This is a genomic window from Rhizobium sp. NPDC090275 (genome assembly GCF_044772225.1).
Taxonomy (GTDB): Bacteria; Pseudomonadota; Alphaproteobacteria; order Rhizobiales; family Rhizobiaceae; genus Rhizobium.
In genome coordinates this window covers 228,956-255,892 of sequence record NZ_JBIVYL010000008.1, presented here as the reverse complement: position 1 = coordinate 255,892, position 26,937 = coordinate 228,956, and the positions used below count along the sequence as shown (strand labels likewise).

Annotated in this window: 22 protein-coding genes and 1 pseudogene; 15 read left to right on the top strand and 8 right to left on the bottom strand. The window is 60.8% G+C overall.

Features of this window, described 5'->3' with window-relative positions; all coding sequences use genetic code 11:
* Positions 1 to 276 precede the first annotated feature (276 nt).
* From ACIQUB_RS21290 to ACIQUB_RS21270, 5 genes are all read left to right on the top strand, one after another.
* On the top strand, positions 277 to 1,302 hold the full coding sequence (locus ACIQUB_RS21290; RefSeq protein WP_402931871.1) for a sulfate ABC transporter substrate-binding protein: 1,026 nt from the start codon (positions 277 to 279) through the stop codon (positions 1,300 to 1,302).
* Between the two features lie 8 nt (positions 1,303 to 1,310).
* A complete protein-coding gene (gene cysT / locus ACIQUB_RS21285) occupies positions 1,311 to 2,168 on the top strand; it encodes a sulfate ABC transporter permease subunit CysT (RefSeq protein ID WP_402931869.1) in 858 nt (285 codons plus the stop codon).
* Positions 2,158 to 3,030, top strand: a complete 873-nt coding sequence (cysW, locus tag ACIQUB_RS21280) for a sulfate ABC transporter permease subunit CysW (RefSeq protein WP_402931867.1) — start codon at positions 2,158 to 2,160, stop codon at positions 3,028 to 3,030. Before cysT ends, cysW begins: the two co-directional genes overlap by 11 nt.
* Positions 3,031 to 3,039: 9 nt before the next feature.
* Positions 3,040 to 4,080, top strand: coding sequence for a sulfate/molybdate ABC transporter ATP-binding protein (locus ACIQUB_RS21275; protein ID WP_402931865.1), 1,041 nt, complete (start codon positions 3,040 to 3,042; stop codon positions 4,078 to 4,080).
* Positions 4,081 to 4,303: 223 nt separating this feature from the next.
* The gene (locus ACIQUB_RS21270) at positions 4,304 to 5,758 is read left to right on the top strand and encodes a diguanylate cyclase domain-containing protein (protein ID WP_402931864.1); all 1,455 of its coding nucleotides are present in this window, start codon (positions 4,304 to 4,306) and stop codon (positions 5,756 to 5,758) included.
* Between the two features lie 19 nt (positions 5,759 to 5,777).
* On the opposite strand, the gene ACIQUB_RS21265 is transcribed toward ACIQUB_RS21270, so the two are convergent.
* The 3 genes from ACIQUB_RS21265 to ACIQUB_RS21255 all read right to left on the bottom strand — a co-directional run bounded on the left by ACIQUB_RS21265 (position 5,778) and on the right by ACIQUB_RS21255 (position 9,328).
* Positions 5,778 to 6,827, bottom strand: coding sequence for an alpha/beta hydrolase (locus tag ACIQUB_RS21265; protein WP_402931862.1), 1,050 nt, complete (start codon positions 6,825 to 6,827; stop codon positions 5,778 to 5,780).
* A 120-nt stretch (positions 6,828 to 6,947) separates the two neighbouring features.
* On the bottom strand, positions 6,948 to 7,769 hold the full coding sequence (locus ACIQUB_RS21260; protein WP_402931860.1) for an endonuclease/exonuclease/phosphatase family protein: 822 nt from the start codon (positions 7,767 to 7,769) through the stop codon (positions 6,948 to 6,950).
* Positions 7,770 to 7,864: 95 nt separating this feature from the next.
* Positions 7,865 to 9,328: a phospholipase D-like domain-containing protein gene (locus ACIQUB_RS21255; RefSeq protein WP_112949387.1), complete on the bottom strand. Its 1,464-nt coding sequence runs from the start codon at positions 9,326 to 9,328 to the stop codon at positions 7,865 to 7,867.
* Between the two features lie 290 nt (positions 9,329 to 9,618).
* Here ACIQUB_RS21255 and ACIQUB_RS21250 point away from each other — a divergent pair, with 290 nt between their 5' ends.
* The 5 genes and pseudogenes from ACIQUB_RS21250 (at position 9,619) to glgX (ending at position 14,233) form a co-directional block, all read left to right on the top strand.
* Positions 9,619 to 9,879: a DUF2934 domain-containing protein gene (locus tag ACIQUB_RS21250; RefSeq protein ID WP_402931858.1), complete on the top strand. Its 261-nt coding sequence runs from the start codon at positions 9,619 to 9,621 to the stop codon at positions 9,877 to 9,879.
* A gap of 297 nt (positions 9,880 to 10,176) precedes the next feature.
* The gene (locus ACIQUB_RS21245; RefSeq protein WP_402931856.1) at positions 10,177 to 10,350 is read left to right on the top strand and encodes a hypothetical protein; all 174 of its coding nucleotides are present in this window, start codon (positions 10,177 to 10,179) and stop codon (positions 10,348 to 10,350) included.
* 88 nt (positions 10,351 to 10,438) lie between these two features.
* A pseudogene (locus ACIQUB_RS21240) lies at positions 10,439 to 11,170 on the top strand (glutathione S-transferase).
* A gap of 78 nt (positions 11,171 to 11,248) precedes the next feature.
* Entirely contained in the window at positions 11,249 to 12,043 is a 795-nt protein-coding gene (locus tag ACIQUB_RS21235; RefSeq protein WP_402931855.1) for an SDR family NAD(P)-dependent oxidoreductase, read from the top strand.
* Between the two features lie 99 nt (positions 12,044 to 12,142).
* Positions 12,143 to 14,233 carry a glycogen debranching protein GlgX gene (gene glgX, locus ACIQUB_RS21230; protein ID WP_402931853.1) on the top strand — a complete coding sequence of 697 codons (2,091 nt, stop codon included), beginning with the start codon at positions 12,143 to 12,145 and terminating at the stop codon, positions 14,231 to 14,233.
* Positions 14,234 to 14,269: 36 nt separating this feature from the next.
* Here glgX and ACIQUB_RS21225 read toward each other — a convergent pair whose 3' ends face one another.
* The gene (locus ACIQUB_RS21225; RefSeq protein ID WP_402931993.1) at positions 14,270 to 15,790 is read right to left on the bottom strand and encodes an adenylate/guanylate cyclase domain-containing protein; all 1,521 of its coding nucleotides are present in this window, start codon (positions 15,788 to 15,790) and stop codon (positions 14,270 to 14,272) included.
* A 525-nt stretch (positions 15,791 to 16,315) separates the two neighbouring features.
* Between ACIQUB_RS21225 and ACIQUB_RS21220 the strand changes: the two genes are divergently transcribed.
* The gene (locus tag ACIQUB_RS21220; RefSeq protein WP_402931851.1) at positions 16,316 to 17,146 is read left to right on the top strand and encodes an MBL fold metallo-hydrolase; all 831 of its coding nucleotides are present in this window, start codon (positions 16,316 to 16,318) and stop codon (positions 17,144 to 17,146) included.
* Between the two features lie 2 nt (positions 17,147 to 17,148).
* On the opposite strand, the gene ACIQUB_RS21215 is transcribed toward ACIQUB_RS21220, so the two are convergent.
* Together ACIQUB_RS21215 and ACIQUB_RS21210 are read right to left on the bottom strand one after the other, a co-directional pair.
* Positions 17,149 to 17,895: a polysaccharide deacetylase family protein gene (locus ACIQUB_RS21215; protein ID WP_402931849.1), complete on the bottom strand. Its 747-nt coding sequence runs from the start codon at positions 17,893 to 17,895 to the stop codon at positions 17,149 to 17,151.
* Complete coding sequence (locus ACIQUB_RS21210; protein WP_402931847.1) at positions 17,895 to 18,980, bottom strand: glycosyltransferase family 4 protein; 1,086 nt, start codon at positions 18,978 to 18,980, stop codon at positions 17,895 to 17,897. Before ACIQUB_RS21210 ends, ACIQUB_RS21215 begins: the two co-directional genes overlap by 1 nt.
* Positions 18,981 to 19,172: 192 nt before the next feature.
* Here ACIQUB_RS21210 and ACIQUB_RS21205 point away from each other — a divergent pair, with 192 nt between their 5' ends.
* Positions 19,173 to 20,891 (top strand): adenylate/guanylate cyclase domain-containing protein, encoded by a 1,719-nt coding sequence (locus tag ACIQUB_RS21205; RefSeq protein ID WP_402931845.1) that lies wholly within the window; start codon positions 19,173 to 19,175, stop codon positions 20,889 to 20,891.
* Entirely contained in the window at positions 20,891 to 21,769 is an 879-nt protein-coding gene (locus tag ACIQUB_RS21200; protein WP_402931843.1) for an FkbM family methyltransferase, read from the top strand. The genes ACIQUB_RS21205 and ACIQUB_RS21200 overlap by 1 nt, the downstream gene beginning before the upstream one ends.
* Here the strand turns inward: ACIQUB_RS21200 and ACIQUB_RS21195 are convergent, their stop codons facing one another.
* Positions 21,770 to 22,249: a class I SAM-dependent methyltransferase gene (locus tag ACIQUB_RS21195; RefSeq protein WP_402931841.1), complete on the bottom strand. Its 480-nt coding sequence runs from the start codon at positions 22,247 to 22,249 to the stop codon at positions 21,770 to 21,772.
* Positions 22,250 to 22,565: 316 nt separating this feature from the next.
* Between ACIQUB_RS21195 and ACIQUB_RS21190 the strand changes: the two genes are divergently transcribed.
* The gene (locus tag ACIQUB_RS21190) at positions 22,566 to 23,741 is read left to right on the top strand and encodes a DUF3095 domain-containing protein (protein ID WP_402931839.1); all 1,176 of its coding nucleotides are present in this window, start codon (positions 22,566 to 22,568) and stop codon (positions 23,739 to 23,741) included.
* Here the strand turns inward: ACIQUB_RS21190 and ACIQUB_RS21185 are convergent.
* Positions 23,731 to 25,071: a nucleotide sugar dehydrogenase gene (locus tag ACIQUB_RS21185; RefSeq protein WP_402931837.1), complete on the bottom strand. Its 1,341-nt coding sequence runs from the start codon at positions 25,069 to 25,071 to the stop codon at positions 23,731 to 23,733. The two genes, ACIQUB_RS21190 and ACIQUB_RS21185, sit on opposite strands and share 11 nt — an antisense overlap.
* Before the next feature lie 428 nt (positions 25,072 to 25,499).
* Between ACIQUB_RS21185 and ACIQUB_RS21180 the strand changes: the two genes are divergently transcribed.
* Positions 25,500 to 26,843, top strand: a complete 1,344-nt coding sequence (locus ACIQUB_RS21180) for an adenylate/guanylate cyclase domain-containing protein (protein ID WP_047504149.1) — start codon at positions 25,500 to 25,502, stop codon at positions 26,841 to 26,843.
* The last annotated feature ends 94 nt before the right edge of the window (positions 26,844 to 26,937 follow it).

Sequence of the window (26,937 nt, the reverse complement as noted above, 5' to 3'; positions counted from 1 at the left end):
CCGAATAAGACGGATTTCAATTCCACCGCGAAAGCTTTTGCTCATCAAGCGATGGAATGCCCGCGTCCGCTTGCAGGTCGCTTTAGAAACGTGGCCATTCCTGATTGCGAGAGTCAAATCGCAGCCACCCGTGGTGCAGGTTCGACAGCACAATCATTTCAAATCGGCGGACGAAATGGCACGTCATTCCGAAACCGCCGCATGGAACAGAAACAATCTTCGTTTCATTATACGACCAACTTGGTAGAGTTTGGATCACAAACGAAGGAGGTTCCCATGCACGCACAACGGATTACCCGGCTTCTCGCGGCCGCGGTTCTGGCAGGCAGTTTCGCCATCGGCGCTGTCGCACCAGCTTTTGCCGACCAGACGCTTCTCAACGTATCCTACGATCCGACACGGGAACTCTATAAGGATTTCAATGCCGCCTTCGCACAAAAGTGGCAGAAGGACACCGGCGAGACAGTGGCGATCCAGGCTTCGCATGGCGGTTCCGGCGCCCAGGCGCGATCGGTCATCGATGGTCTCGACGCCGATGTCGTGACGCTCGCTCTCGAAGGCGACATCGACGCGATCGCCCAGAAGACCGGCAAGATCCCGGCTGACTGGAAGAGCAAACTTCCCAACAACTCGACGCCTTACACCTCCACCATCGTGTTCCTGGTGCGCAAGGGCAATCCGAAGGGCATCAAGGACTGGGCCGACCTCGTGAAGGACGACGTCCAGGTGATCACGCCGAACCCGAAGACCTCGGGCGGTGCGCGCTGGAACTTCCTGGCTGCCTGGGCTTGGGCCAAGCAGGCAAACGGCGGCGATGAGGCGAAGGCGCAGGCCTATGTGACGAGCCTGCTGCAGCACGTTCCCGTTCTCGACACCGGTGCACGCGGCGCCACCACCACCTTCGTCCAGCGCGGACTGGGCGACGTGCTTCTTGCGTGGGAAAACGAAGCCTATCTCTCGCTCGAAGAACTCGGCCCCGATCAGTTCGAGATCGTAACCCCGAGCTTCTCGATCCGCGCAGACCCGCCGGTCGCCGTGGTCGATGGCAATGTCGACAAGAAGGGCACGCGCAAGGTCGCCGAGGCCTATCTGAACTACCTCTATTCCGACGAGGGTCAGAAGATCGCAGCCAAGCACTATTACCGCCCGATCAAGCCTGAAGCAGCCGACCCTGCCGATATCGCCCGCTTCCCGAAGCTGACGCTTGCAACGATCGACGATTTCGGCGGATGGAAGGAAGCGCAGCCGAAATTCTTCGGCGATGGCGGCGTGTTTGACCAAATCTACAAGCCGGCACAATAATACATCGTATGAGAGCACATAGCCCCACGCGGTGGCGGTTCGGGCGGCCGAGTGTCATTCCAGGATTTGGAATGGCACTCGGCTTTACCTTGATCTGGCTCACCCTTCTTATCCTCATCCCACTCTCGGGCCTCGCATGGCGTTCGAGCGAACTCGGCTGGGAGAAATTCTGGTCGATCGCCATTGACGCGCGCACGGTAAACGCCCTGCGGATCAGTTTCGGCACCGCATTCGCGGCTGCCTGCGTCAACGTCGTCTTCGGCATCGTGCTCGCCTGGGTGCTGGTGCGTTACCGCTTTCCCGGCAAGCGCATCATCGACGCCATGGTCGACCTGCCCTTCGCGCTGCCGACCGCCGTCGCCGGCATCGCGCTTGCGACACTCTATGCGCCCAACGGCTGGCTTGGTCAGTTCCTGACGCCGCTCGGCATCAAGATCGCCTTCACGCCTGTTGGGATCGTCGTGGCGCTGGTCTTCGTCGGCCTGCCTTTTGTCGTGCGCACAGTGCAGCCAGTCATGGAGGAGATCGACAAGGAGGTCGAGGAGGCCGCCGCCACGCTCGGCGCGAACCGTCTGCAGACGATCACCCGTGTTCTGTTGCCCGGCCTGGCGCCTGCGGTTCTCACGGGCTTCGCGCTGGCCTTTGCACGAGGCGTCGGTGAATACGGATCGGTCATCTTCATCGCCGGCAACCTGCCGTTCAAATCGGAGATCGCCCCGCTGCTGATCGTCATCAAGCTGGAAGAATATAACTACGCGGCCGCCACCGGCATCGCGGCCGTCATGCTGGTGCTGTCCTTCGCGAAGCTTCTCGTGATCAACCTCATCCAGAGCTGGAGCAGACGGAGGTATGGCAATGGCGCATGAGATCCACGCTCCCGCGGCGAAAGTGCGATCCGTCGTCACCGAGCATCGGTGGGCGCGGTGGACGCTGATCGTCGCCTCGCTGGTGTTCCTGACGTTGATCTTGATCCTGCCGCTCACAGCGGTGTTCGTCGAAGCCTTCCGAAAGGGGCCGACCGCCTTCTTCACGGCTTTGCAGGATGCGGAGACCTTTTCCGCGATCCGGCTGACCCTGATCGTCGCTGGTATCAGCGTGCCATTGAACGTCGTGTTCGGCGTGGCGGCCGCCTGGGCGATCGCCAAGTTCGAGTTCAAGGGCAAGGCCTTCCTGACAACGCTGATCGACCTGCCCTTCTCGGTCTCGCCGGTCATATCGGGTCTGGTGTTCGTGCTACTGCTCGGCGCCAACACCTATCTCGGGCAGTGGCTGAGCGCCCACAGCATCAAGATTCTCTTCGCAGTTCCAGGATTGATCCTGGCAACCATGTTCGTCACCTTCCCCTTCGTCGCCCGCGAGCTCATCCCGCTCATGCAGGAACAGGGGACCGGTGATGAAGAGGCAGCGATCTCGCTTGGGGCCAGCGGCTGGCAGACCTTCTGGCACGTGACCCTGCCGAACATCAAATGGGGGCTGCTCTACGGCGTTCTGCTTTGCAACGCCCGTGCGATGGGCGAGTTCGGCGCCGTCTCGGTGGTTTCCGGCCACATTCGCGGCCAGACCAACACCATGCCGCTGCAAGTGGAAATCCTCTACAACGAGTATAATTTCACCGGGGCTTTCGCCGTTGCCACACTGCTTGCACTGCTCGCGCTCGTCACCCTTGTTTTGAAGACCTTGCTGGAAATGCGATACAGCGATGAAATCGCCGCGAGCCGGCGGCACTGAGGAATTAGAATGGAAGTTCGTGTTCAAAACCTACGCAAGGAATTCGATCGGTTTCCGGCTCTGCATGACGTGTCGCTCGATATTCGCTCCGGCGAACTGATCGCGCTGCTTGGTCCGTCGGGCTCCGGCAAGACGACGCTCTTGCGCCTGATCGCCGGGCTCGAAAGCCCGACCGAGGGCCTGATCTACTTCGGCGACGAAGACGCGTCTCGCAAGAGTGTGCAGGAGCGCAATATCGGCTTCGTGTTCCAGCATTACGCCCTGTTTCGCCACATGACGGTGCTCGACAACGTCGCCTTCGGCCTGAAGGTTCGCCATTCCTCGCGCCGTCCTCCGAAGGACGAAATACGCCGCAGAGCGCTGGAATTGCTTGATCTCGTCCAGCTCCCCGGCCTCGAAAAGCGCTATCCCGCGCAGCTCTCCGGCGGCCAGCGGCAGCGCGTGGCGCTGGCGCGCGCCATGGCGGTGGAGCCGAACGTGCTTCTGCTCGACGAGCCGTTCGGCGCGCTCGACGCGCAGGTCCGCAAGGATCTGCGCAAGTGGCTGCGCGAGATCCACGACCGGACGGGGCACACGACCATCTTCGTCACCCACGACCAGGACGAGGCGATGGAACTCGCCGACCGGGTCGTGGTTATGAGCCAGGGCGCGATCGAGCAGGTCGGCACGCCCGATGATGTCTACGATCACCCGAACTCCCCCTTCGTCTTCGGCTTCGTCGGCCAATCGAACTGTCTGAAGGTCAAGATTTCCAATGGCGAAATCTGGTTCGACGGGCGCTCGCTCGGCATCCGCGCCGAGGGCGAGGCCGACGGTGAGGCGAGCCTCTACTTCCGTCCGCACGATATCGAGATCCGCAATGGCGCCGAAGGCATTGCCGGTGTCGTGACCAGCAGCCGCCGCGTTGCCGGAACGCGTCACGTGGAGATCGACATCGGGCAAGGCCATCCGCCGATCGAGGCTGAACTGCCGCCGGCGGCAGCAGGGGCCATTGACCAGAGCGGCATTGCGTTTCGGCCGACCCGCTGGAAGCTCTTCAGGTCTGCCTGAGGATGGCCAGAGAGCGAACCAATACAAAAAGAACGGCGCACTGCCGTTCTTTTTGCTTATATGCCGGGGCGCGGCGTTGACGGCAGCCCACGTGAAAATGCGCTCTGCCCCTGCATTATCGCTGTTCTCGTCAAGCTCGGCTTTAGAATTGAGCGCTAAGGATGAGTGGGCTATCGCCGCGCTGCGATGGTTTGCAAGCTGATCGCATCGAAAGACCGCCGCCATGACAAGTATTGCTTCCGACCTCGACATTTTTGATCTGGCGCCGATCGCCATGTGGATCGAGGATTTCAGCGGGGTTGCGGCGCAGTTCGAGGTCTGGCGGCAGGCTGGTGTGACCGACATCAATAGCTTCCTGAAAGAGGATGTGAACCGCGTCGCGGCCTGCTCGCAGCGCATCCGGATATTGCGCATCAACCAGAAGACGCTCGATCTCTTCGAAGCCGAAAGCCAGGAACACCTCACCGCCAATCTCTCCTCCATATTCCGGGACGAGATGCTGGAGAGCCATGTCAACGAACTCGCTTCCCTCTGGGACGGACGCCTTGAGTTCGACGGCAGCGCGGTGAACTATACACTCTCGGGCCGACGCCTCGATATCCAACTGCGCGGTTCGGTCCTGCCTGGCTTTGAGAAGACGCTGGAGCGCGTGCTGATCACCACCGAGGACGTGACCGCGCGCGAGACCGCGCGGCGCGCCGAACAGGAAAATCGCCTCTATGCCGAGGGCATTTTCGAGCACTCCCCGGTATCGCTCTGGATCGAGGATTTCAGCCGCGTTAAAGCTTTGATTGAAGACGTGCGCAATCGCGGCATCGTGGATTTCCTCGTATTTACAGATGTTCACCCGGAGTTCGTCGTGCAGTGCATGAGCGAGATCAGCGTGATCGAGGTCAACAAGGCAACGCTCGATCTCTTCGGTGCGCCGGATCGCACCACCCTCCTCCACGGCATCGCGAACATCTTCCGCGACGACATGGAAAAGACCTTTCGCGAGCAGCTGATCGAGCTTTGGAACGGCAATCTGTTTCACCAGCGCGAGGTCATAAACTACGCGCTCGATGGCTCCGAGCGCCACGTGCTGCTGCAATTCTCGGTATTTCCCGGCCATGAGAAAGACTGGTCACGCGTACAGGTCGCCCTGACCGATATCACCGCGCGCAAGAAGGCCGAGGCCTATCTCGAATATCTCGGCAAGCACGACGTGCTGACCAAGCTACACAATCGCGCCTTCTACATGGATGAGCTCAACCGCTTGCAGCGCAAATCGCTGCGGCCGGTATCGGCCTTGATCATCGACCTCGACGGACTGAAGATCGCCAATGACCAGCGCGGCCACGACGCCGGCGACGCGCTGCTACGCCGTCTCGGCGAGGTGCTGAACGGCGCCGTTTCCATGCCGAACCACGCTGCCCGTGTGGGCGGAGACGAGTTCGCGGTACTGATGCCCGGCGCCGATCGGCAGGCGGCTCAGGCGATGCTCGAGACCATTCAGGAACTGCTGAAGATCAACAACCAGTTTTACTCCAATGCTCCGCTCGATATTTCGGTCGGTCTTGCTACGAGCGAAGACGGAGAGACGATGGAGGCGATGGTTCGGCGCGCTGATCTGGCGATGTACGAACAGAAGCGGGCGCACCACGCAAGCCGCAAGGCGGCTTCGGCAGCGGCTCTATAGGCGGCGGTCGAAACGCTCGCTACTGACGCGGCTGGTCTGCGAAATGCTGGAGCGCGAATTCGGCGGCACGCTGGTTGGATTTGCGGGCGTCGTCGAGCCAGAAGGGGAACAACTGCCATTGGTGGATCATCCCCGGCAGCACCTCGGTCGTCACATCGACACCGGCCTGCTTGGCCTTGTCGGCAAGACGCAACGTGTCGTCGAGCGAGATCTCCCTGGAGCCGACCTGCATCAACAGCGGCGGAAAGCCGGTCATGTCGGCATAGAGCGGCGATACGCGCGGGTCGGTGGGCGAGCGATCTCCGAGATAGGCCTTGCGCGCCGCCTCGATCTGCAATGCATTGCCGAACGGATCATTGATGGCGTTCGCCTTGATCGATGCGCCGGTGGCCGCAAGATCGGTCACGGCGCTGATGGTGATAACGGCAGCAGGTGGCGGCCCGCGTAGCTTGATCTGCCGCAGCACCGCCTCGATCGCGAGGTTGCCCCCGACGGAATCGCCGAGCATGACGATGTTGCCGCTCTCATATCCGGAATCGAGCAGCCAGAGATAAGCGGTCAACGTGTCGTCGATCTGCGAGGGATAGGGATATTCCGGCGCCAGCCGATAATCGATCAGCAGCACGTCCGCCGATGCCGCTTTTGCAAAGGACGCGGCCGACGCGCGATGTGTATCCAGCGAGCCGCTATAGAAACCACCGCCATGGACATAGAGGATGGCGCGCTTGCCGAGCGAATAATGAAGCCGCGCCGGCCATATCAATTCGGCGCCGACGCCACCGGCGTCGACTTCCCTGATCTGTACGCGTGACGGGCCCGGTGTCTTTTGCATCAACTGTTCGAAAGCATCGCGACGTTCGGAGAGCGTACTGGCCTTGGCATAATGCTCGCCCATCTTGTCCAGGAGCTTCGCGACCTGTGCTCTCGACGCCTCCGTCTGTACGGGTTCGTCAGCTGCAAGTGAGGGAACCGCAAGACAGAGCGAAAACAGGGAAACGGCCGCAGCAATACGCAGTGCCGCCGCTACCGGCCGGCCGGCCGTATCTCCATGATGGCGTGCGCTTCGCATTCCCAGACCTCTCCGTGCCGGCCCTGTGCCGATCCGCGCAGACCCTCTCACGACTGGAAGCTGTGTCAAGATGCGCGAGGCGCCTATGGTAAACCGGGCGCGGTTACAGCGCCGCCCGTGTCAGGCGGACTTGGCGTCTTCCTGCAGATTGACGAAGGCCTTGATCGGCAGATGATCGGAGGCGACGCGCGACAATGGCGTATCGTGGGCCTCGACCGTGGTCAGCACGCCCTTGCGGTTTGCCATGATGCGATCGAGCGCAAGCACCGGCAAACGCGCTGGAAAGCTCGGCACGGCGAGCGGCTGCGGACCGAAGATCGACTGGAACGAGTGAAGCGACGAGCGGTCCCCCAGCCGCCATTCGTTCAGGTCGCCGAGCAGGATGGTCGGCATGTCGGACTTATCCGCCATGAGTTCGAGCAACACTTTCGCCTGCTGCGCTCTCGAATGCCTGAGAAGGCCGAAGTGCGCGGCGATGATCCGCAGCGCGCCACCCCGCTCGAGATCGAGTTCCGCGACGAGCGCACCGCGCGGCTCCAGGCCGGGAAGCTTGATCTGGTGAACGTCTCGTACCAGCCCCTTCTTGAACAGCACCACATTGCCGTGCCAGCCATGCGCCTTGTTCACGCCGCTGATCGGCACGGGCACCAACCCGCTCTCCCTCTCCAGTCGCGGCAGATCGAGAATGCCCGTCCGCTCGCCGAACCGCGTATCCGCCTCCTGAAGCGCTATGACGTCCGCGTCGATTTCATGGATGACGCGGCTTGTGCGATCAGGGTCGAAGCGTCTGTCGTTGCCCACGCATTTATGGACATTGTAGGACGCGATCAGCGTGCCTTCGGGCCGTGACATCGGACTGACATGAGCCAGTTCTATGCGCTTCCTGTGATTTCGGATGGAAGCAAGAATGCTAGCGGGCAGATTGTTGTTTCTGGCATGCATCGCTGTTTTCCGGTGCTCCATGAAGCGAATGGGTTCCCTGGCTTCAGTATAGGCGCTCAGCTCAAACTTGCCATGTCAGAGCACGCAAAAATTGCTCAGAGATAGGGCGAGCCGAGCCAGAGGACCTTGTTCAGCAGGCGCACCGGAAACGGCGCGGACCGCAAGCCTTGCAGCGTAACCGGCGCTGCGGAGCGGATCGCCTCGTCGATATGCTCCTCGATCTCGTTGGCAAAGCCCTCGTTCAACACTTCGAGATCAATCTCGAAATTCAGCCGCAGCGAGCGCGGATCGAGATTGGACGAGCCGACATAGGACCAGACGCCGTCGATCGACAGCAGCTTCGAATGGCTGAACGCGCCGCTGGCGCGCCAGATGCGGCAGTAGTTGCTGACGATCTGGTCGAATTGCGCGGTCATTGCCCTGTCGACCAGAACGAGATTGTTGGCGGCGGGAACTACGATGTCGACCTCGACGCCCCGGCGCGCCGCCGTCGCCAGCGCGCTGATCAGTTCCCTATCCGGCAAGAAGTAAGGCGACATGATCTTGATCGACGTGCGGGCGACCGAGAAGGCGCCCATCAGCATCTTGTGGTTCGTCTCCACCCTTCTGTCAGGTCCTGAAGCGACCACGCGCATGAAGACGGGATCACCTGGCTCCCGCTCGGGTGCTGCGATGCGCCACTCGTCGCCGGTCAGCTCCTCGCCGGTCGTGAAGCGCCAGTCCTCAGCGGCGATATCGAAGAGATCAGCGACAACGGGTCCGGTGACCATGAAATGGGTGTCGCGCGCGAAGTCTTCACCGGCGAACTCGCGCGTGAAACCCGCCCGGATGTTCATCCCGCCGGTCAGCGCCACCCGGCCGTCGACGATCACGATCTTTCTATGCGTTCTCAGGTTCGCGTATGGCAAGCGCAGCCCAATAATGACGTTGCCGTTGAACACGGAGACGGAAACACCGCCATCCTCAAGGTAACCGAGGATGCTCGGCACCGAGTAACGGGCGCCGACGGCGTCGATCAGCACGCGGACCTGCACGCCACGCTTCGTCGCCGCGATCAGCGCATCGGCGATCCTGAGGCCAATCGGGTCGCGGTCGAAGATATAGGTTTCGAGAAGAACGCTTCGCTCGGCACCGTCGATCGACGCCTTCATCGCGGCGTAGCAATCATCGCCGGTCTCGAGCATATCGATCGTGTTGCCGGTGGCGATCGGGCTGCGCGCCACGCGGTCACCGAGCGTCTGGAGGGCGGCGAAACGTCGGCCGAAACCGCTGATGACGATCTCGGCTTCGGCGTCGAAGGTCTCCAGCTCATCGAGATCGGCCTGCGGCATCAGTGCATCGCGGCGCAGGCTCAAGGAGGCGCGGCGGATGCGGTTGATGCCGGCGATCGCGTAAAGCACGGCGCCGACGATGGGCGAAAGGACGATGACGCCGACCCAACCGATCGCGGCGCGCACTTCTTCCTTCGTCATGGTCGCGTGGATTGCCGCGGCAGCCCCCATGAGCAACGAAATAACAAACAGGATATGCGGCCAATAGGTCGATATGAGATAAAACATGTCACCAAGATATAGCGGCAATTCAGGACTGTTCAATCACGCCCTTGATTGGCGCTACGGAACGCTATCGGCCGGTCTTCGGCGTGGTCTGATGACAGTATAACCGCGCCAGCCACGGCACCGGAATGCCCGTATTTGGGGCAGATGCCGCGCCTTCGTTAAGCATCGTGCTGCAACGCCACATATATTTTTGCAGTGTGTCAGAAATTACTTGAAACAATGCGATTCGTCTGGAACTCTTCAATCAGTATCGCGTTTGAACGATGGCATCCCTGCAGTGGAGATCGGCGATGACGGAAACTCAAAGAGAGTGGGTTCAGAAGCGCGCGTATGCGCTTTGGGAAGAGGAAGGCCGCCCCAGCGGGCGTGATCATGAACATTGGCAACAGGCGATGAAAGAGCGCGCCGCGCTCGAAGGGTCCGCCGCGTCCGCCGATGGCAAGGAAGTCAAGAGCAGAACCAAACGCGCAGCTCCCGAGATCAAGGTGAGTAGCGCCGCCAAGGCGACCAAAGCCGCGCTCAAGAAATCCACGCCGCGAAAGTCGGCATGATCTCTGCAAATTATTGATTTAAAAGGGCGCTCCAAGGCGCCCTGTTTTCATTTCAGTCACATCTCTGCATTAATTCAGTCGTATTGAATGAATGCCAGCAAGATCTCCAATCGCAGCGCAATTTCGGACTTACTTAAAAGTGCTGTGGCGGCGGTTCCCAATGGAACAAAAGTGACCTTCTGACGGTTCTCCTGCAAAACTGGGAGAATGGTCATGAACCGCAGCTACTTCGACGTAATTCTCGTTTCCCTCATTGTAGCAGGTTGCTACATGTTCATCGCTCCGGTGTGAGATAAAATGCCGACCCTGGTCCTTGCTGCAACGGCCTATTTGGCGCTCGCCATGCTGCTTGTCGTCGTTGTCGACAATCTCGTGGCCTTCTTCTTCCGAGAAAAGCCAGCCGCCATTTCGATACGCCGATCGGCATTCGAACGCATCGCGGCGGTTTCACGCTGGTATGGCCGCAAGTAACGACCGGCGAAAGTGCCGATCGTCGATAATCTAAACAGGCGGCGTCTGCACGACGATCCAGCGACCAGACGCCCTCAGGGAGGCGCGGATGGCTTATCAACTTTACTATTGGAACGGTATTCAGGGACGCGGCGAGTTCGTACGCCTCGCACTCGAGGAAGCGGGCGCCGATTACGTCGACGTCGTGAGACACGAGCAGCCAGGCATGGGCACCGATGCTATGCTGGAAATCCTGGATCATGGGTTGAATCCGACGACCGCATTTGCTCCACCTTTTCTAAAGGATGGCGACATCCTGGTTTCGCACGTCGCCAACATCCTTTTCTACCTCGGGCCGAAGCTCGGACTCGCACCCTCCGATGAAAAGCTGCGCTACACCGCGAACGGGCTGCAGTTGACGATCACGGATTTCGTCTCCGAGATTCACGATACCCACCATCCAATCTCGACAGGACTTTATTACGAGGATCAGAAGGCCGAAGCGAAGGCGCGTTCGGCGGCGTTCATCGATGAGCGGATCCCGAAATATCTCGGCTATTTCGAGCGCGCACTACAACAGAACCCGAGCGGCTCGCGACACATCGTCGGCTCGGAGCTTTCCTATGTCGATCTCTCGCTATTCCAGGTGATCGAAGGTCTCTGCTACGCATTTCCGAATGCGATGAAGGGTTACTAGAACCACTACCCCGCCTTGGCCGATCTGCATGCGGCGGCGCGCGAGCGTCCCCGGATCGCCGCCTACCTCGCCTCCCCTCGCCGGCTCGCCTTCAACGAAGACGGCATCTTCCGTCACTATCCGGAGCTTGACGCAGGCAACTGATCTCCAATCTAATCCCGGCGGGACATCATCTTGGCCGGACGCGCGTCGGCCTTTCGATAAAACTGGGAGATCGTTTTCATGGCACATCTTGCGCAATTGCTTGTGGCAATCAAAATTCCCGATCTGGCCGGCAAGGCCGTTCTGATCACCGGCGCTTCGACAGGCATTGGCGCGGCACTCGCCAGGGCGCTTGCGGCACAGGAGATGAAGGTCGGCATTCATTACAATTCGAGCCGCGAGCAGGCGGAAGCGCTGGCTGACGAGATCAAGACGGCGGGCGGCCACGTCCATCTCGTGCATGGCGACGTGTCGAAGGAGGGTGAGACCGAGCGTGTTGTCGAAGAAACCGCCAAGACATTCGGCCATCTTGATGGCTTGGTGAACAATGCCGGAGGCATGCTCGGTCGCAAGCCAACCTCGGAATTCACAGACGAGCACTACGAGAAGGTGATGGACCTCAATGCCCGCTCCGTGCTGGCCGCCACCCGCGCGGCCCATCCCTGGCTGAAGAAGCAGGGAGGCTTCATCATCAACACCACATCGATTGCCGCGCGAAACGGCGGCGGTGGCGGCGCCATTCTTTACGCGGCCGCCAAGGGCTTCGTCTCCACCATCACCCGCGGCCATGCGAAGGAATTCGTGCCCGACCGCATTCGCGTCAACGCGGTTGCGCCAGGCGTGATCGCCACGCCGTTCCATGAACGCTACACCAACGACGAGCAGATGGAGATGCAGCGTAAGTCGATCCCGATGGGCTTCGTCGGCACGCCGGAGGATTGCGTCGGCGCCTATCTGTTTCTCGCATCGCCGACGCTATCAGGCTACGTCACGGGCCAGATCATCGAGGTCAATGGCGGACAGTTGATGCCCTGATCTTCAGTGGCGCAAATCGATACGCTCGCGCTGTGATCCAAGGAACTTTTGCAGCGCAACAACGTTCCCTGCAGGCTAACAACCAAGCGGGGGCGTTCGATGAGCTTTTCGTTTTCAGAACTCGACTTTCTCAAGCCCGAACTCGGTGCTGAATATACCGGCCAGGGAACGCATTTCGCGGTGTTTTCCGCCCACGCCGAACAGATGGAGCTCTGCCTCTTCTCGCCCGATGGCAAAGAGGAGGTCGCGCGAATGGCGCTGCCAAAGCGCGAGGGCGACATCTGGTCCGGCTACATCGCCGGCGTTGGCCCCGGCACGGTCTACGGCTATCGCGCCCACGGCCCTTACGAGCCGAAGGCTGGCCATCGGTTCAATCCGAACAAGCTGTTGCTCGACCCCTACGCCAAGCAGGTGCTCGGCGAACTCAAATGGGACGACGCACTCTACGGCTACACGATCGGCGCCAAGGATGACGACCTCTCTTTCGACGACCGCGACAGCGCGCCGTATATGGTCAAGGGGATCGTGCAGGACCCGGATTTCGACTGGGATGGCGATCAGGCAATCCGCCGAACCTGGACGGACACGATCATCTATGAAGCGCACGTGCGCGGGATGACGATGACGCATCCTGATGTGCCCGACGAGCTGAGAGGCACGTTTCTCGGCATGTGCAGCGAGCCGATCATCGACCACCTGACCAAGCTCGGCATCTCGGCGATCGAGCTGTTGCCGATCCAGCATTTTCCGAACGACCGCTATCTGCTTGAGAAGGGCCTCACCAATTACTGGGGCTACCAGACTCTGGGCTTCTTCGCGCCACAGCCGCGATACCTGTCGGGAAGCAAGATCACCGAGTTCAAGACTATGGTGAAGGCGTTCCACGCCGCCGGCATCGAGGTCATCATGGATGTGGTCTATAACCACACCGCCGAAGGCAGCGAACGCGGGCCGACGCTCTCCTTCCGCGGGCTCGACAATGCCAGCTACTACATCCTCTCCCCCGACGATCCGCGCCACACCTATGACACGACGGGCACCGGCAACACGCTGAACGTCGCCCACCCCATGGTCATGCGCATGGTGCTCGACAGTCTGCGCTACTGGGTCGGCGTCATGCACGTGGATGGCTTCCGCTTCGACCTCGCCAGCACGCTCGGGCGCCAAGACCTCGATTTCGACCGCCAGGGCATCTTCTTCGGCGCGATCCGCCAAGACCCAGTCCTGTCGGGCGTGAAGCTGATCGCCGAGCCCTGGGATGTCGGCGAAGGCGGCTATCAGGTCGGCGGCTTTCCGCATCCGTTCCGGGAGTGGAACGACAAGTTCCGCGACGACACCAGGCGTTTCTGGAAAGGCGACGGCGGCATGGCGCCTGACATCGCGTCGCGCCTTACCGGTTCGCAACTTCAGTTCAACCACTCCGACCGCGCGGCGACATCATCGGTCAACCTCCTGTCCGCCCATGACGGCTTCACGTTGATGGACACGGTGTCCTTCAACGACAAGCACAACGAAGCGAACGGCGAGGACAACCGCGACGGCCATTCGGACAATCACTCCGACAACATGGGCGCCGAGGGCGCGACCGACGATGCCGGCGTCCAGGATGCCCGCGCCCGCCGCCGCCGCAACATGATGGCGACGCTGCTTCTCAGCCAAGGCATTCCGATGATCGTGGCCGGCGACGAGGTCGGCAACAGCCAGGGCGGCAACAACAACGCCTATTGCCAGGACGACGAGATCGGCTGGGTCGACTGGTCCGGTCTCGACGATCCGTTCCTCGGCTTCTGCCAGAAGATGATCGCGCTGCGCAAAGACCACCCCGAGCTTCGCCAGGAGCGCTTCCTGACGGGTGCCGTCGGCGAGGATGGGCGCACCGAAATCGCCTGGTACCGCCCTGATGGCGAGCAGATGGGCGAAGAGGATTGGAACGATCCGGAACTGCGCCTGCTCAGCGTCTACATGTCCTACAGCGCTCACACGCCTGACGCTGACAAGAGCGCTGGTGTGTTCATGGTGCTCAACGCCGGCGGAGATTGCGAGGTCCGTCTGCCGCACGTAAACGGGATCGAGGAGTGGAGCCGTGTGCTGGCGACTGGTGCGGACGAGCCGTTCGACAAACTGGATATCAGTGAACCGCTGACTGTCGAGCGCGAAAGCATGGCCGTGTTCGTCCCGAGGAGCGGCTAGGCGAAATCCGAGCGCGCGCAGCAGCGAGGATTTATATCAGCGCTGCGCATCGCGCTCATCGAGCGCTGCCATCGCCTCGGCAAGCGCCGCGCGCACCCGTGCGCGCTCCTTGGGGTCCAGTTGGCCAAGATCGAGGTGCAGGTCGAGCCCAGAGAAATGCTCGCTCATGACGCGGATCGCGTGATCCTCGCCAAGCAGCAGGCCATTGACGGCATAGGGCTCGATCTCCCGCTGGATGCCCTTCATCGTGATCGGCGGTAGTGGCGTGGCGTCGACAATATCCTGCACCAGTGCATAGGTTTCGTAGCTGATCACGATCTTGCCGCCCTCGGCGATCGATTGCAGGCGGGCGGCCAGATTGGCCTCGGCGCCGATGATCGTGTAGTCCATCCGGTCATTGCTGCCGAAATTGCCGACATTGCAGTAACCGCTGTTGATCCCCATGCGGACAACAAACGGCTCTTCGGTGCCGTCGCCGCGCCATTTCGCTTTCAACTCGCCAAGCCGGTGCTGCATGTCGATCGCCATCTTCAAGCAGGCTTTCGCATCCTCCGCCGCGCCATTGGTTTCGGGATCGCCGAAAAAGACAAGCACGGCGTCGCCGATGAACTTGTCGAGCGTGCCGCCATGCTTCAGAGCGATCGCCGACATCTCGGTCAGGTATTCGTTGAGCATCTCCGTCAACGCCTCCGGCTGCAGGCGTTCGGTGGTCGCCGTGAAATCCTTGATGTCGGAGAAGAAGATCGTCAGCCGCTTGCGCTCGGTATGAACCACGACATCCTTCTGGCCGCTGAAAATCCCCTTGTAGATCTGTGGCGAAAGATAACGCGAGATTTTCATCGATATGCTGGCCAGGAATTCGTTGGCGGATTCCAGGTCGCGGTTGAAGCCCTGGATCAATGCCGCTTGACGTTGTTGCAGAAAAATCAACGCCATGCCGAGACCGGCTGAACAAAGAAAGTAAAGCAACAGGTATTTGAAGGCGAAAACGTTGGCGGCGAAGGGCTGCCGGATGATGACCTCCTGAATGCCGCGAACGTCGCCGATCTTCCAGTCCCTCTTCGGACTTTCGGGATGCGTGTTATGGCAGGCAACGCAGGCCTGCGCCATGAGCACCGGGGTCACCAGACGAAAGGTATTGGTAAATCCGCTCCGGTTGATATCGCTCAAGGTCTGTTTTGGGTTGGCCCGCAGCGCGGCCAAAGACGCGGTCTCGAAACGGTCGAGATCATGCGGCGCCCGCTTGTTGAACGGCAGGTCGGAAACGAAGCGATAAGTGATATTCGCCTGCTGTTGCTTGATCACGTCCCCGAGTTCGAGCGAGAGCGTGGCGGGTATGGGGATCGCGCCGGGAATGGTGGCGTATTCGTGGGTGACCGGCGTGCCGGTATCCATTCCAGCCGCGTGTGCCGCCAGTATCCGGCCGACGACATTGGTTGCGTAGTAGGAGCGGATGCTTGTTATCAGCGAGCTCATGTCCTGAGCTTGCCGCTTCAGCGCGCTTTGCGAGAGATTGCTCACATCCATCCACACCGCCAGCGGCAATCCTGCCAGCATCGCGATCACCACGGCCGTGATGAAGTAGCCGTTCTTCCTCGCAATCGAACCATGATCAGCATCGCCTGCCACGCACCACCTCGTTTTCAACACGGATCGTCCTGTGTTGGACGCGAACTTGAAGACTGAATGCCATGAAGATGCCGTCGCGGAAAATCGGGCGATTGGGCGGCGACGCGTTGGGATCATTGCACGACCAACGATGGGCGTCGAGCGAGAGCAAGCGCAAATGCTAGACTTTAGTGGGATCGGCCGCCATTTGCATTCCCGTATGCGAATTCCCATATATTTTGAAGGAAAATCAGGATTCGGCACTGCAAGCTGGCCAAAAGCGCACCGCAATTTACGAAAATCGAACCATAAGCTGTTGCTTTCTGCGACAAAACCCGGTTGCTTAAGAAATTCCACCGGTCGGTTTGATAGGGTGGATGCGGTACGTAAAACAAGACGGCTTGTGGAATGCCACGCTTGGCATCAAATGATGATCACGTTAGCGCGGTGGGGTCGGACCATTTTGAAAAAGCGATGAGTAAAGATCTCTTTCAAGTTAAGTTCTGGGGCGTTCGCGGCAGTATCCCGGTCTCCGGACCCGAGTTCGATCGCTATGGTGGCAACACCTCCTGCATCGAGATTCGCTGTGGCGAACACCGTATGATCTTCGACGCGGGCTCCGGCGCCCGCGAGGCCGGGCTCTGCATGCTCAACGAGCAGGTCCGCGACGTCGACCTGTTCTTCAGCCACTGTCACTATGACCACATCATCGGGCTGCCGTTCTTCAAGGCCATTTACTATCCGTCGATCGATCTGCGCATCTGGTCCGGCCATCTCGATGGCAAGATGACCACGCGCGAGATGATCGAGCAGTTCATCAGCCCGCCATGGTTCCCTGTGAAGACCGACATCTGCCAGGCGACGATGAGCTTCCGCGACTTTCATGCCGGACAAATTCTGGAGCCGCATCCGGGCGTCAAGATCAAGACCTTCATGCTGAACCACCCTGGCGGCGCGATCGGCTATCGCGTCGAGTATCAGGGCCGCTCCATCGCGCTGGTCTACGATATCGAGCACACGCCCGGCAGCCATGATCCCGTCGCGCTGGAAATGATGCAAGACGTCGATCTCGCCGTCTACGACTGCACTTACAACGAAGACGAAATGCAGCGCTTCAAGGGCTTCGGCCACTCGACCTGGCAGCACGGCATCGAACTGGCGAAAATGGCGGGCACGAAACAGTTCGCACTCTTCCACCACGCCCCCTCGCGAACCGATGCGCAACTGGAAGACATGGAAAAGCAGGCACAGGCCGCCTTCCCGAGCTCGTTCGCAGCTCGCGACAACCAGGTTCTCGAACTCTAGGCTTAGACCAAAGACGCCGCCGATTTCCAAGCGACGGCGGGATGGGCGCTCGTCTCGTTCATAAGGTCGGAGAGGAACGCCCAGGCGGTTTCGTCATGCACGAGATGGTGCGTGAGAATGCCGATCGGCTCCGCATCATCATCGAAGCGCGCCCGCAGTTCCTTCACCACGTCAGCTACCAGCTCGTCATGCGGCCTGCCGCCACGGATGCCGTGCCAGTTCATGATATCGACGTGGGTATTCAGTGGCCGTATCGGGCTTCCCGCTTTCGCCGCTCCGTAGACGGACAGGGTCTCAAGGCCAAGCGCCGGCAATTCCGCGATAAGCGCGCCGTTGATCCTGTTCCAGGGCGGCACCAGCATCGAGATGAAGCGCAGGCCGAACAGCCGTTGCAGAATGGCAAAGCCGTCGCGCAGTTCGCCGAGCACGATTTCCGGCGCGCGATGGGCGCCGAGTTCCTGCTTTTTTTCGTCAGCTGGCGCGTGATTGGTATGCGACCATCCATGCAAGGCCACCAGCACATGCCGCTCCTCAGCCAGCCGCGCGGCAAGCGGCTCGCCCGTGGACGCCGGAATGACGGCGAGCGTCAGTGGCACACCGGCATCGGCGGTCAACTTCAGCAGCTTGTCCAGCGCCGGCGTAGGCTCGATCGCATCGTCGTCGCGAAGCCAGAAACGGGCGATCTTGCCGGCGGCCTGCCACCGGTCGAGCTCAGCCCGCAATGGCGCCCAGATGTCGTGAGCCGTCATCATTGTTTTCCTATGTATCTGCATAAAATCTCGTCGATCGCCTTTGCCGCAATCGCAAGCGATCGTTCGTTCAGGACGAAGCGGCGTGCCGCGTTCGCCATCTCGGTGCGTTTCGAGGCATCGTCGAGCAGTTCGCTGATCGCCGAAGCGTAGGCGGCGATATCCCCTTCAGCCGTCAGCAATCCGGTCAAGCCAGACTGGACAACTTCCGGAACGCCCGCCGTGTCCTGCGCGACCACAGGCAGGCAGGCCGCCTGTGCCTCGAGATAGGCAAGCCCATACGCCTCGCCGCAGCCCGGCCATGCGTAGATGCCCGATCTTCCAAGCTCCTGGACGATATCGTCAGCTCCACGCTCTCCGAGCCAATCGATCCGCCCCGGCTCGAATGTTGCGAATAGGCGTTCCACCTCACCACGCATCGGACCGTCACCCACGATCGCAAGCGTCCAAGGCTTGTCCCTTATCGTGGTCAGCGCTTCGGCGAGCATCGCGTAACTCTGCATCTTGTCGCCGGCGCGCATCATCGCGACCGTGATCAGCCGTGTGGGCTCCGGCACTGGCTGGAGGCCTTCAAATGCCGCCGTATCGATGAAAGGAGCGAGTGCCGCGACGTGCGCCTCGGGGATTGCCCTCTCCAAACCCTGTCGGTCGCGCCGCGTGAAGCCGATATTGACCGCGGCATCCCTAACCATCGCGCCGATCCGCGCCTGATACGGCGCCCAGTCTGTCTGATCGCGTTTGGGAGAGTAGGATGCTTCCGCAGTGACAAGAGGAACGCCGAATTCCGCACAGAGCACAGGCCCGAACGGATCGACGGATTTGTAATAAGGATGATAGCAGAACCAAAGATCAGGCTTGTCCCCGCCCGACCACGCAGCCCGGAGCCGCTGTAGCTCCAAGGCCGCCTCGCCCTCGACCTTTGCCGCCGCGTCCGGCGTCGATGCGAAACTGCGGAATTCGGATGCGACCTCGACCGTATGGCCGCCCATTTGCAAGGCGCGGATCAGCAGCCGGCCCATCAGCCGGTCTCCCGAGGGCACCGGATGGTTGGGCGATTTCAGCGGTGCGTAGAATGCTATGCGCATGCGGTCACGCACTTTGAGACGCAGTGTTCAAGACCGGCCCCTGTGCCCGCCGGGCGAAAGTTTGCTATGGTCTTCATCCTTACGGCTTGCTGACGAACATGTGACGTGCACGGACGGTCGAAAGGCGGCAATAAAACCTCAATTGCCCTATCACTAGTGCAAATGTGATTTGGGTTTCAAGAACGGTATTGAATGGCGAGCGGCGCAGTCAGCAGCATTTTTTCGGAACGCTCGATAAGGCGTGCGCGGCTCGGCTCCGGCCTTGTCATGTTCGCCTTCGCGTTCCTGCATTTTTCCAATCATGCGCTCGGCCTCATTTCCGTTTCGGCGGCGGAAGACGGCCGGCGGTTTTTCACCGCGCTGTGGCGTAATCCGGTCGGCACGCTGGCGCTTTACGGCGCGATCTTCACCCATATCGCACTGGTGTTGCGCTCGATCTACATCCGTCGCAGCCTTGTCATGCCCAAGGGCGAGCTTGCCCAGATCATTCTCGGTCTGGCAATTCCCATCTTGTTGATCGACCACGTGATCGGCACGCGTGTCGTTCACGCGCTCTACGGCTATCGCGACAATTACGAAACCATCATGCGCACGCTGTGGATCAACGCGCCCGGCAATGGGCTGCGCCAGGTGGTCGCGCTCGTGTTCGTATGGTTCCACGGCTGCATCGGGCTGCACTACTGGCTGCGTTATCGCAACTGGTACACCGATATCGCGGCGTCGCTGCTGGTCGTGGCCATTCTTGTGCCGGTTCTCGCCATTCTCGGCTTCATCGAGATGGGTCGTACCATTGCCGAACCGGCCTACGAGGGCATTGCAGATAGCAGTCGCTACGAATCCAACCTCAATTCTCGCTACATGAAGGACCCGGAGGCGATCGCGGAAGTCAGGATGATCCGCACCGGGCTATACGGCTCGTTCGCGGGCGCCTTGTTCCTCGTCATCGCGGCCAGAACGCACCGTCGCTGGAGGGAACGTGTCGACCAGATCACGGTGCATTATCAGGGCGGGGAAGTGGTGCGCGTTCCGCGCGGCTTCACGGTCCTTGAAGCAAGTAGACTTGGTGGGATACCGCATTATTCCGTCTGTGGCGGCAAGGGCCAGTGCTCCACCTGCCGGGTGCAGGTGCTGAGCAATCTCGAGGCACTCCCTGCCCCCGACCGGATGGAGCAATCGACGCTGAAGCGGATCAACGCCGCACCCGATGTCCGGCTTGCCTGCCAGCTGCGCCCGACGCAAGACGTGACCGTGGTGCCGCTTCTGCTTCGCGCGACGGAGACCGCCCTGCCCGCCAACACCCAGGAAACGACGCCCGGCCGGGAGCGCGAGATCGCCGTTCTCTTCTGCGACATACGCGACTTCACGGCGCTGACCGAAGACCGCCTGCCCTTCGATATCGTCTTCCTGCTCAACCGCTATTTCGCGCTGGTCGGCAATGCGGTCGAGAAGGCCGGTGGCCGTGTCGACAAGTTCATCGGCGATGGCGCCATGGCGCTCTTCGGCATCGGAACTTCGCCCGAGGAGGCTTGCCGCCAAGCACTCACGGCTGCGGCATCGATCGCGCGCGACATCGAAAAGCTGAGCGAAGAGCTATCGGACGAGCTGTCGATGCCGCTGCGCATCGCCATCGGCATCCATACCGGCCCGGCGGTGGTGGGAACGCTGGGCTTCGGCCGCGCCCGCAGCACGACGGCGATCGGCGACATGGTGAACGTCGCCAGCCGCCTGGAGGCCGTAGCGAAGGAATTCGAGGTCGCGCTTGTCGTCTCCGAACCGGTAGCGGCTCTCGCCGGTGCCGACATGGGCGGCATAGAAAGTCGTGAAATCAGCGTCAGAGGCCGCGCGCTGCCCTTGAAAGTCTACGTCATTCCGCGAGACAAGGCGATCGAACTGCTCGAAGGACAGACCTGATGCCCGGCCAATCGCGGCTGACCGCCAAATACTGGATGAAGCGCTGGCGCAAGATGCGCAACGCGATCGCCCGCAAGCTGTTAGATACGCGCACCGGCCGCCGTATCCTGATCGAGAGCATCGGACCGCGCGTCGTCTCGATGACGGTCGATGCCGGCGACCACCTGATGACCTTCTCGCCTTCCGACTACATCGGCCGCAAGGTGTTCCGCAAAGGGCATTTCGAGCGCGATCACGTCGATCGCTTGCTGACGATCCTGCGGCAGCGCGGCCTGTTGCGAGGTGACAGCCATCTGCTGGAGATCGGCGGCAATATCGGCACGCAGACGGTGTATTTCGCGCTCAACGGCGCTTATCGGCACATCGTCACGATCGAGCCCGATCCTCGCAACTTCCCGCTTTTGCAGCTCAATCTGCGGCAGAATCGGCTCGACGAGAAAGTTACGGCGGTCAATTGCGCTGCCGGCGACATGTCGGGCGAGATCGATTTCTTCATGAATGCCAATAACCATGGCAAGAGCAGCGCGATCCAGCAGAGCGCCAGCGACACGAAGATCAGCGTCCCCGTTCGGCCGGTGACGGAGATCCTGGCTGATCTTTCGATCGACCCTGCATCGATTGGCCTCGTCTGGATGGATATCGAGGGATATGAGCCGGTGGCATGTCGGTCCATGGTGCCACTCTTATCGCGCCGCGTGCCACTCTACATGGAGTTCACCCCAAGCTTTTACGGCCCCGCTCAGACAGGTGAATTCATCGCCATGCTTGCCGGCTTCTACGATCGCTGCCTCGTCTTCTTCGAAGACGAAGAGAAAGAAATGCCGGTGAAGGACCTGCCCCGCGACATCGATCAGTACGACGTGCTGTTCCTGCCCTGATCAGCGCCGACGGTAAAGATAGTAGCGGCCTTCCTTGATACCTGGCGGAAGCGGCAGCGGCTCGAGCTCGGGCCGCTCGATCGGCAGACCGCTGACGGCGATCCCGCCCATTGCCAGAACGCCAACCATCAGTTGCGGCAGCCACGTCAGCGTCACCGCGTCGATCTCGTCGTGGCCCGTACCAATATCGGCATGCGCGAGAGCAGCACCGATGCCGAGGAAGGCTTGGCCCGATTCGCGAATCTCGCCGGTCACCATGTTCTCGGCCGGCGGCGTCGAGGACGAGTAGGAGCGCACATCGCGGTCGAAGGCGATGATGCGGCGATCGGGGAAATGCTCGCGGAGATGATCATAGGTGCGGCCATTGCCAAGCCCGAATTCGAGCACGGGGCCGTCTATCTTTTGAACGAGATCGACGATGGAGTTCAGAATATCACGCTGGGCCGTCAAACGGCGAATGAAGCTGTCGAGGCGGCTCATTTGCGACTGTGTCCGTTCGTAGTTCTTGAGAGCGGATGCGAAGACATCACGCCTATGGGATGGATGCATGCCTGCCGTTGGCGTTTGCCGCAAAGCCGATATCTCGCGGTTTCGCAGCCACGCGTTGCAAGCATGGATGTTGGCGACAGAGCTAGCGGCAAAGGGTCAAGCGTGCAAGCCGACATGCGCGGCTGCCTGGCAAACTCACATGAAGGTTATCGTCTTCGCCGCCCGCGTGACGCATTGGAATTGGGCAAGATAGGCCTGCGCCCAAAATGTCATTGCCGCAGATCGGCCTGTCTGTTCTAACTCTCACATGAACGACATTCCCGACGACAGCTTCTTCGCCAGCGTGCCGGTCTTCGACCAATTCGAGGGCGTGACCGATACCAACAACTATCGGCGTCTGCCCGATGATTGGGTGTTGGCGGTTGCCGATATCGTCGGGTCGACGCAGGCGATCATGGATGGTCGCTACAAGGACGTGAACATGGCCGGTGCGAGCGTCATCTCCGCCGTGCTGAATGCGCTCGGAAAGGGCGACTATCCCTTCGTTTTCGGCGGCGACGGCGCGATCGTCGCCCTGCCCGGCTCGATGGAAACGGCGGCGCGCGAAGCGCTTGCCGCCGCCCAGCGATGGGCCGAGGAAGATCTGCAGCTGACGCTGCGCGTTGCCCTGGTGCCGCTCAGCGACGTCAGGCGTGAGGGATTGGATGTGCGCGTCGCCCGATATTCGGCAAGCCCGTTTGTCAGCTACGCGATGTTTGCCGGCGGCGGCGGCAACTGGGCCGAGCGGCAGATGAAGGAAGGGCGTTACGCCATCGAGCCGGCGCCGGCGGGCACGCGCCCGGATCTGACCGGCCTTTCCTGCCGCTGGAACCCAATCGAATCCCGCAATGGCGAAATCGCCTCGATCATCGCGGTGCCGGGCGAGCGGGGCGTGACGCCGGAGTTCCGGCAGCTGGTCAGCGATGTGGTCGGCATATCCGCCGAACAGAGCCGCGACGCGCATCCGGTTCCGGCCGATGGGCCGGCGCTTGGTTTCTCGCTGAAGGGTATCAACCGGGAAGCCCGCGCGACCGCGCCGCGCACCGGGAGGCTGCGGCAACGCATTTTCATCATGCTGCAGATCGCGCTGACGGTGATCCTGCATAAACTGAACCTGAAGCTCGGAACTTTCGATGCGCGGCGCTACAAGCGCGATGTGGCCGGCAATTCAGACTTTCGCAAATTCGACGATGGCCTGAAAATGACGCTCGACATCGATGCGCATCGCCTCGGTATGATCCGGGCGCTGCTTGAAGAGGCGCAGGCCGACGGTATCGCGCGCTATGGCCTTCACAGCCAGACATCGGCACTGATGACCTGCTTCGTGCCGACGCCGCTATCGCGCGATCATATGCATTTCATCGACGGAGCAAGCGGCGGCTACGCTGTCGCCGCCAGCCAGATGACCGGCAAGACGTTGTCGATCGACGAAATCACGCCTTGATGATGGTCTCGGCGGCAATCCCCAGCCGCGCGAAGACGTTGCGCGTGTCGACGATCAGCGCACCGCTTTCGGCAAGACGCTTGTAGTCGACGCCGTCGTGATCCGTCGCAATCAGGATCGCGTCATAGCCTCCCAGCACCTCGTCGGTGAGTTCAACGGACTGCCGACCCTTCAGCGCCTGATACTCACGCGTGGACGGGATTTCCGGCACATGCGGATCGTGATAATCCGCCCGGCCGCCACGTTCCTCGATCACCTCGATCAGCCGCAAGGACGGGCTCTCGCGAATATCCGCGACGTTCTTCTTGTAGGCGAGGCCGATCATGAGAACGCGCGAACGGCTCAGCGCCTTGCCGACGCGGATATCCAGCGCTTCGGCAAGCTTGCCGACCACATAGCGCGGCATCGCCGAGTTGATCTCGCCGGCGAGCTCGATGAAACGGGTGGGAAGCTCGTATTCTCGCGACTTCCAGGTGAGGTAGAAGGGATCGATCGGGATGCAGTGACCGCCCAGCCCCGGTCCCGGGTAGAACGGCATGTAGCCGAACGGCTTGGTCTTGGCCGCATCGATCACTTCCCAGACGTCGATGCCCATGGCCGCGTAGACGGTCTTGAGCTCGTTGACGAGGGCGATATTGACCGACCGGAAGATGTTTTCCGTCAGTTTGACGGCTTCGGCGGTGGCATTCGACGACACCGGAACCACCGTCTTCACGGCAGCGCCATAGAAGGCGGACATCAGCGACAGGGCCTCGGCACCATCGCCGGCGACGACCTTCGGGATCGTGGCCGTGTTGAAATGCTGGTTGCCGGGATCTTCCCGTTCCGGCGAAAAGCCGACGAAGAAGTCGGTTCCCGATTTCAGGCCGGTTTTCTCAAGGATGACCTTCACCACATCGTCAGTGGTTCCAGGATATGTCGTCGATTCCAGCACAACGAGCTGGCCTTGGCGGAGATGCTCGGCAATCGTGCGCGCAGTCGCCTCTACGAAAGACAAATCCGGATCGCGGTGCTTGGTGAGTGGCGTCGGCACGCAGATGATGATGACGTCGCATTCGGCTAGGCCGGTAAATTCGGTCGTCGCGGCAAAGCGGCCGGCATCGATCTGAGCCTGCAGGTCGGCGCTGGTGACCGCATCGATATAGGAGCTGCGCGCGTCGATGGCGACGATCTTCTTCGGATCGACATCGAAGCCGGTGACCGCAAAGCCGCTACGGGCGATCGCCATGGCGAGCGGCAGGCCGACATAGCCGAGGCCGATGATGCCGGCGCGCGCCGAGCGGGTCTCGATCTTGTTGGAAAGATCGTCGAATACAGAGGTGCTTTGCAAAGCGAGTCTCGCCTGAAACAGAAAGGAACTCTGATCTAGTGTAAGATCGCCGCGAATTAAACCCGCCAAAAGGCATATTGGGCAACTGACGCGAACGTGAACACGCGGTGTCATCTGGCAGGCCGTTCGTCGCGGTGTTGCTAAAATGACTCGGCCTCCCGCAGACATCTGGAGGAACAGCGGAATTTGGTCCGCGCCCATTGTTTCGCGCGGATGGCGGACCTATCTAGGGTGTATAACCAACCATCAAAAGGCAGCTTATCCGGCCGCATTCACCTGTGGCCTGACAGGTACCTCCGCCGCTGTGGCGGATCGTTGACACAATAATACTGCTCGTTCATCCTCATTTCGCCTGGCGCACACGGTGCGGCTGGACGAGTATCCGACGTTTTTCGGGGGTGACGCGCCTTATGAGGATATTGGCAGGCATGGGCGCGATCGATACTCGGGTTTCTTCAATTCTACTGGACCGTGTTGCTGAGTGGCTGACGAATTCGTCGCTCGCTGGCGACGATCTCGAAAACATCGTTCGCGGCTTTTGCGAGCGCATCGCGGCCGCCGGCCTTCCGATCGCGCGCGTTCACCTGACCTTCTCGATGCTGCATCCCCTGTACGATGCGCTCAGCTTCACCTGGCGAAGAGCAAGCGGGGTGACGATCGAGGGGTATCGCCACGCGGCGGGGCAGAAGCCTGATCGGTTCCTGCAGAGCCCTTACTACTATCTCCTCGACAACAATCTGCAGCATATCCGTCGCCATATCCCCGCGGATGGGCCGGTGGAATTTCCTGTTTTCGCCGATCTGCGCGCCGAGCGGATCACCGATTATCTCGCCTTCGTGCAGCCTTTCGGCGATGGCTCGGTGCAGGGCATGATGGGTTCGTGGTCGACCGACAGCCATTCCGGCTTTTCCGACGACATGATCGACGCCCTGCTGCGCATGCAGAACCACCTCGCCGTTGCTGCCAAGATGGCGGTGCTCGGCAAGCTCGCCAACAACATGTTGACCACCTATCTCGGCGGCGATGCGGGCAAGCGTGTGCTGAACGGCCAGATCCGACGCGGCGATGGGGAAACCATCCGCGCAGCACTTGTCATGGGCGACATGCGCCAATCGACGGTCTATGCCGAAAAGGAAGGCCGCCAGAATTACATCGATACGCTGAACCAGTTCTTCGATGCGATCGCGGCACCTTTCAACCGCAATGGCGGCGAGATCCTGAGCTTCATCGGCGACGGCTTCCTAGCCGTCTACCCCTGCGGCCGCCACAAGGACCCATCGAAGATCGCATGTCAGTCGGCACTGTCTGCCGTTCACCAGGCGCAATCGCGGGTGGCCGAGCTCAACAGCGAGCGGCAGGCCAATGGCCTCGGCAAGATTGCCTACGGCATCGGCCTGCATGTCGGCAACGTCATGTTCGGCAATGTCGGCTTGAAGGACAGGTTGACGTTTTCGGCCTTCGGCTCAGCCGTCAACGAGGTCCAGCGGCTGCAATCACTGACCAAGAAATATTCGCGGGAGGTCGTCGCAAGCCAGGCCTTCGCTGGCTATTGCGGCGGTGAATGGACGACGCTGGGCGAGGAAAAGCTACGTGGCGTGCGCCAGAAGATCACGGTGCTGCAACCGCATGCGCCGGCCCCGCATCCGCATACCGAGCAGAGCTTCCACGACGTGCCCCAGGACGCACTGTCGGAGGCCGAGCAGGTCATCCTCTTGCACCGCGATGCGCGCAAGCACGCCAAGGCGCCAACGGCGGACAAGTTCATGCAATAGTCGCTTTAGGCAGCGTGCCTGGGTTAGGCTGGATAAAAATGCTGAAATGTCCCCAATTTCAATGTGTTCGTCATCAACTGGACACCCTGATTGC

Excerpts from the sequence above, each read along its gene's own strand:
- ACIQUB_RS21275 (WP_402931865.1), top strand. The coding sequence starts at position 3,040 with ATGGAAGTTCGTGTTCAAAACCTACGCAAGGAATTCGATCGGTTTCCG.
- ACIQUB_RS21215 (WP_402931849.1), bottom strand. The coding sequence starts at position 17,895 with ATGACGGCTCACGACATCTGGGCGCCATTGCGGGCTGAGCTCGACCGG.
- ACIQUB_RS21195 (WP_402931841.1), bottom strand. The coding sequence starts at position 22,249 with ATGAGCCGCCTCGACAGCTTCATTCGCCGTTTGACGGCCCAGCGTGAT.
- ACIQUB_RS21265 (WP_402931862.1), bottom strand. The coding sequence starts at position 6,827 with ATGCGAAGCGCACGCCATCATGGAGATACGGCCGGCCGGCCGGTAGCG.
- ACIQUB_RS21200 (WP_402931843.1), top strand. The coding sequence starts at position 20,891 with ATGCCCGGCCAATCGCGGCTGACCGCCAAATACTGGATGAAGCGCTGG.
- ACIQUB_RS21260 (WP_402931860.1), bottom strand. The coding sequence starts at position 7,769 with ATGCATGCCAGAAACAACAATCTGCCCGCTAGCATTCTTGCTTCCATC.
- ACIQUB_RS21245 (WP_402931856.1), top strand. The coding sequence starts at position 10,177 with ATGCCGACCCTGGTCCTTGCTGCAACGGCCTATTTGGCGCTCGCCATG.
- ACIQUB_RS21210 (WP_402931847.1), bottom strand. The coding sequence starts at position 18,980 with ATGCGCATAGCATTCTACGCACCGCTGAAATCGCCCAACCATCCGGTG.
- ACIQUB_RS21205 (WP_402931845.1), top strand. The coding sequence starts at position 19,173 with ATGGCGAGCGGCGCAGTCAGCAGCATTTTTTCGGAACGCTCGATAAGG.
- ACIQUB_RS21270 (WP_402931864.1), top strand. The coding sequence starts at position 4,304 with ATGACAAGTATTGCTTCCGACCTCGACATTTTTGATCTGGCGCCGATC.
- ACIQUB_RS21180 (WP_047504149.1), top strand. The coding sequence starts at position 25,500 with ATGGGCGCGATCGATACTCGGGTTTCTTCAATTCTACTGGACCGTGTT.
- ACIQUB_RS21290 (WP_402931871.1), top strand. The coding sequence starts at position 277 with ATGCACGCACAACGGATTACCCGGCTTCTCGCGGCCGCGGTTCTGGCA.
- glgX (WP_402931853.1), top strand. The coding sequence starts at position 12,143 with ATGAGCTTTTCGTTTTCAGAACTCGACTTTCTCAAGCCCGAACTCGGT.
- ACIQUB_RS21250 (WP_402931858.1), top strand. The coding sequence starts at position 9,619 with ATGACGGAAACTCAAAGAGAGTGGGTTCAGAAGCGCGCGTATGCGCTT.
- ACIQUB_RS21235 (WP_402931855.1), top strand. The coding sequence starts at position 11,249 with ATGGCACATCTTGCGCAATTGCTTGTGGCAATCAAAATTCCCGATCTG.
- ACIQUB_RS21190 (WP_402931839.1), top strand. The coding sequence starts at position 22,566 with ATGAACGACATTCCCGACGACAGCTTCTTCGCCAGCGTGCCGGTCTTC.
- ACIQUB_RS21255 (WP_112949387.1), bottom strand. The coding sequence starts at position 9,328 with ATGTTTTATCTCATATCGACCTATTGGCCGCATATCCTGTTTGTTATT.
- cysW (WP_402931867.1), top strand. The coding sequence starts at position 2,158 with ATGGCGCATGAGATCCACGCTCCCGCGGCGAAAGTGCGATCCGTCGTC.
- cysT (WP_402931869.1), top strand. The coding sequence starts at position 1,311 with ATGAGAGCACATAGCCCCACGCGGTGGCGGTTCGGGCGGCCGAGTGTC.
- ACIQUB_RS21220 (WP_402931851.1), top strand. The coding sequence starts at position 16,316 with ATGAGTAAAGATCTCTTTCAAGTTAAGTTCTGGGGCGTTCGCGGCAGT.
- ACIQUB_RS21225 (WP_402931993.1), bottom strand. The coding sequence starts at position 15,790 with ATGCTGGCAGGATTGCCGCTGGCGGTGTGGATGGATGTGAGCAATCTC.